This window comes from Candidatus Neomarinimicrobiota bacterium (assembly GCA_041862535.1).
GTDB lineage: Bacteria > Fidelibacterota > Marinisomatia > SCGC-AAA003-L08 > TS1B11.
In genome coordinates, this window is the sequence record JBGVTM010000227.1 from 1 (window position 1) to 4,814 (window position 4,814).

The 4,814-nt window shown below is 52.7% G+C and carries 3 protein-coding genes; all 3 read right to left on the reverse strand.

The window, feature by feature from the left end; all coding sequences use genetic code 11:
* Positions 1-739 (reverse strand): tol-pal system YbgF family protein (locus tag ACETWG_08340; protein ID MFB0516599.1); only part of this gene is annotated, 739 nt, incomplete at its 3' end.
* A gap of 5 nt (positions 740-744) precedes the next feature.
* The gene (locus ACETWG_08345; GenBank protein ID MFB0516600.1) at positions 745-1,716 is read right to left on the reverse strand and encodes a hypothetical protein; all 972 of its coding nucleotides are present in this window, start codon (positions 1,714-1,716) and stop codon (positions 745-747) included.
* 465 nt (positions 1,717-2,181) lie between these two features.
* A partial coding sequence (locus tag ACETWG_08350; GenBank protein MFB0516601.1) for a TonB-dependent receptor plug domain-containing protein occupies positions 2,182-4,814 on the reverse strand: 2,633 nt, incomplete at its 5' end.

Below are 4,814 nucleotides of genomic sequence, written 5' to 3' on the forward strand. Positions count from 1 at the left end.
TGAGCCCCTGGAGAATGATGGCATCATCCCCCAGCTCCTGATCAGATGCGGATACCTTATCCAGACTCTCCAGGGCCTTATCAAACAGCCCCCGTTGAAAATAAGCATCGGCACACCAGTAGGCCACCTGGACAGCCTCGGCCGGACTGAGGCTTGATTGGTCAAGGGCCTGACACATCAGGACCACCTCTTCAAACTGTCCGGCGCGATAGGCCTGGAGTACATGGTGATAGCCAGGATTCTCCGGCAGCGGTACCACAGCCGCAGCAGCTCCTGTAACCGAGATTTCCTCTTCTAACGTTTCCGCAACCGCCTGACTGACTTCATTTTCCTTCCGGTTCGCCTGGATCTTCCGGATCAATGCCCGCAACCGCTCATTCTCCAGCCGGACAGCCTCCACATCCTGATTTAAGGAATTCTCAAGCTCGTTGATTCTGCCACTCAGATCATCAAGAACCGCTCGGAGCTCTTTGGTCGACTCAATGAAGGCTGCGCCGGGGGATTCCTTGCCTACCATCAGGTCCACATCCTCCATCACCGACAGGGAATCCCTCCAGGTTACCGAGTCCTGGTCGCCGGGTTCAATGATAATCCCCAAGTCCATAAGATAGAGGTCTTCATCTTGCTGGTCCTGAGCGGCTAGGCCAGCCCCCGTATAGGGCAGTATGGCCAGCATTACCGCCACCACCAAGCCTGCCGGGGCAGTGACTATTCCCATTGCGCCGCGCTTAGGCCTCATACCACCTACTGGTAGTCTTCCCAGTCAATGGTATAGGAGTAACCAATGAAACTGCCAAAGGACTTGGCCATGTACAGCTCGAAGGCGCCCGTGGCGCCGGGCAACAAGGAAGCATCCGATGTGATCCCGGATTCAAAGGTGTGGAAAGAACCCTTGACGAAGGTGGTCAGTGTTCGCGTGTTGCCGCTCCAGTCCTTCCGAAACACGAAATTAACCTTGACAAAATCAGCCCGCCGGCCGCCGATATTCTTCACCTCACCACTGAGCTTCAGATTGCCCGAGCGATCCTTAGACTCACTAATGGTACCCAACAGCACCACGTTAGGAGCAAAGGACGACTTAGCCGCCTTCCGGGCTGACTCAGCCGGTTGAGTGGTCGTGAATGTGGGCTCCACCACCCGCTCGGCAGGTGCTGGCCGAGTCACCGCCGGAGCTTCGGTAGTCTCAAGAGCCGTGGCCTCTGCCAGCGGCTCTTCGGGAATGTTCTCCACAATGCGCACCACGGAGGGACGCTCAACGATAAGGTAACCGATGAGGGTCTCCACCTTGAGGATCTTTTCATCCTGGTAAACGATCTTGCCGAAAATGGTGCTGCCGTTGTCCAGAATGATTTCCTTGTTATAAATGGTCAGGGGATTGGCCCACATGGTGCTCTTAGCCTGCAGATCCCGGAGCTCCGAGGCTAAATGCTTCACTTCAGCACCCAGCTTCTTGATTTCAAAATTGAGCTCGTTGAGCACGTACTCTTCGGAGACGCCGGGAGCACCGGGTCGGGCCTCGGTGGTAGGAACGGCAGGTGGTGCAACCCCTTCTGCCTCTTCAACGGCAGCCTGTCCCGCCTCAGCTTCTACCGCTGCTGCAGTTACCTCGGCCGGCTCTTCTTCAGCAGCCCTTTGCCTGGCCCTTCGTCCGGCACAGTCTTCCAAGACGAGTATGGCCAGAACCAGCACCAACAGTTTTAAGCATAAGTTTTTCATGGATCGGCTCGGAATATTACCTCGGGTTAAACTGCTAAAAAACAACTTTCCTCTAAATTCTGAAAAATGTAGTCGCGACCTTATAGGATGTCAAGGTTTTTCAGCAAATTCCACGCCTGCCTTGAAGTATTACTTTCATCGCCCTCAGGCTTCATCAAACCACCGCTTTTTATCCCGCATAAGGCCACAGAATATATAAAAACGACCTTGTAGCTGCTATTTTCACAGCGCCTATTTACAACCACCCGGTTTTAAAGCACAAATCGTGCCATAGGCGACTAGCCGCTTCGTTTCCTCGCTAATCATTACCCAGGAGCCTGCAAGAGTACATCCCGACGATTGGCCGACGGGAAAAGTTTACCCGGGTACAACTGTTTTCCCAGCCCTTGCGAAGATTGATAAGATATGAAAACGGGCAGCCCCGTTGATACGGGGCTGCCCGGAGCCAACATTTTCAGCGCCGTACTAGAACCTAACCGTCAGACCCACGTTGAAGGAACGCGGTATACCGAAGAACACCTCGGCATCGTCGGCGTCGTGGTCATAGTCCCACGCATTATAAGCACTATTATCAGTCGCATCCTGGATGTAAGCTGTATCCAAAAGGTTGAACACGTGGGCGAAGGCCTGTAGTCTTACACCGGCGAGATTGAAGGGCAGATCATAAACTGCATGGAAATCTATCAGCTCATAATCCGGGATTCGCCAGCTCTGGCGTCGATCTCCCCCGCTTGTACGGCTGAATGGGTCCCAACCCGCATAGTAGTTGGCGTAGGACTTAAGAACCAGCTGGGCAGTGAGCCCTTTCAGCGGAAATACGGACAGCATCAGGGCCGTCTGAACTTGGGGGGCATCACCGATTTTCAGGTCTTTTATATAAAAGGTCAAGGTGTCAAATACCTCTGCTCCGAAGTCCGGGCGATAGGTCCCCTGCACGTCGTCCGTGTAGATCCAGTCACCGAAGGATCCTGCCATATCGATTCTTAGCAGCTTTCCGGGCTGGAAAGAGGCCTCCACTTCATACCCGGAATGGTAGGAGTCCACACCCCGTAAACTGACCAGGCCTTCCTCCCCACTTTCTTTCACAACACCCACGTTGAAGTTGCGGTCTTCCCACATGGTGCGGTAGTAGTTCACCGTAACGGCCAGCCGGCCAGCGGAATCTGTCAAGTGCACACCGAACTCGCGTGACGTGAAAGTTTCCGGCACCGGATTATCGTTGGTCACACCGGCATAGTCATCAATCACGAAATCAAAGATGGGTGGTTTCCGGATTTGACCATAGTTCCCAAAAATGCTCAGCTCATTAGACACCCTATAGCTGATACCGCCTTTGAACTGCATGGTGTAGATAGCTGGAGGTGCCGAAACAAGCTCGTCTCCATTGGGATCGGCTATCATGACAGTATCGGGAACGGTAATCTGGACCAGATCAACCGAACGGAAATGATTGGTATAGGTGTAGGCAATCTTGGACCAGCCAAACATCCCATAGGCTGCTAAGGGACCGCTCTTGTACTCGGTCTGACCCGTGATGCCCAGCCAATCCACCGTGTTGGTGAAGTGGTAGGCCATCTTATTGCCCAAAGCCTTCTTCTGATTCGCCAGCGTACTGGTCGAGTCAACGCTTTTCCCATCCGCGCTAAGCACCACGTCAAAATCATTATCCTTAGATACGAAATAATCGCCGCCGAGAAGATCGCGCACCTCTCGGTAGTGATCTATCTCCGCGATACGCCAGTCGACACCGGCGGTGAATTTCAACTCGTCACTCAGATCATAGTTGAACTTGGAAATCGCACCGATGGACCACTGATTGTTCCTGCTGTTACGGAGAATACCGACGGATTCACCCTTCTTTTTAGTATACTCCCCTTTGTCCATCCAGTAATGCGTGGAATCACGATTGATCGCAATCGTGGCATCCCAATCCCAGCTCCAGGGAGATCCATAATAGTAGTACTTTCCTTTAACATTATTGAACGTACCCGGGACAAAAATGGAGTCAACCGTACCCTCCCAGCGCTGGTGCATGACATTACCATAAGTTCCTGTACCGCCACCCTGACCACCAGACCAGTATACTATTGACGAGAGCCGCATCTGGTCATTAAAAGTATGATACCAGTTCAGGTTAACCTGCGGCTTATGGAAGAAATTCTCTCTCTCGTTGAGAAAGGCCTTATCGTATCGCTCTCCCTTTTTGCGTTCGGTGTACATAGCCCAGTACTGCTTACCAGCATAATCGGTTACCGTGTTCCAGTTCTGGTTATAATCCCGACCTACCTCATGGTATTTGTCAAAGATGTCGGGGATACCATTATGACCCGCAACGATAGCGCCTGTGCTATCAATCTTCTGTTCATCCTGATTCAAGACATCATCATCATAAACATCTTCTGCAAAACTCTGGCTATACACGGCAATATTCTGACGGTTCGTATTCTGACCGTGTTGCTGTGGAGCCCCTAGAGCATAAAACTCGAAGCGGTCGTTTTTGCCCATCTGGTAGCTGGCACCGAAATAATACGCATAGGCATCCGTCCAGGTCGCCTGGTAAAAGCCGTCCCCTGTTTTTTTAACCAGGGTCCCGCTGAAAGCAAATTTGTTGGCAAGTAAACCGGAATGGAAATTTAGTGTCGATTTCAAAAAGCCCCACTCGCCGAATTCCTGCTTAAACATGCCACCCGCTTTATGGGCCGATGGATCGGTGATGATGTTCATGGTCCCACCGATTGAAGGCGTGGCCAGATTCACGGCACTGAGTCCGCGCTGCATCTGAATCGACGACGTGGCGTCTCCCACGCCATCCCAGTTGGACCAGTAAACCCAAGCGTTTTCCATATCGTTTACCGGCACACCGTTGATCATGATGGCCACGTTCTGCTGGTTGAAGCCGCGAACATTCACCCGCGCATCCCCGGCACCACCCCCCTGCAGGGTCGCGTAGACACTGGGAGTCGTGTTCATCACCATTGGAATGTCCCGCGAACCGAGACGCATATCCATATCCGCCTTTTCTATGTTGGTATAAGCTACCGGCGTTTCCCGCGTAGCCCTGCTGGCACGCACCTCCAGCGCCGAAAGCCTGCTCGCGG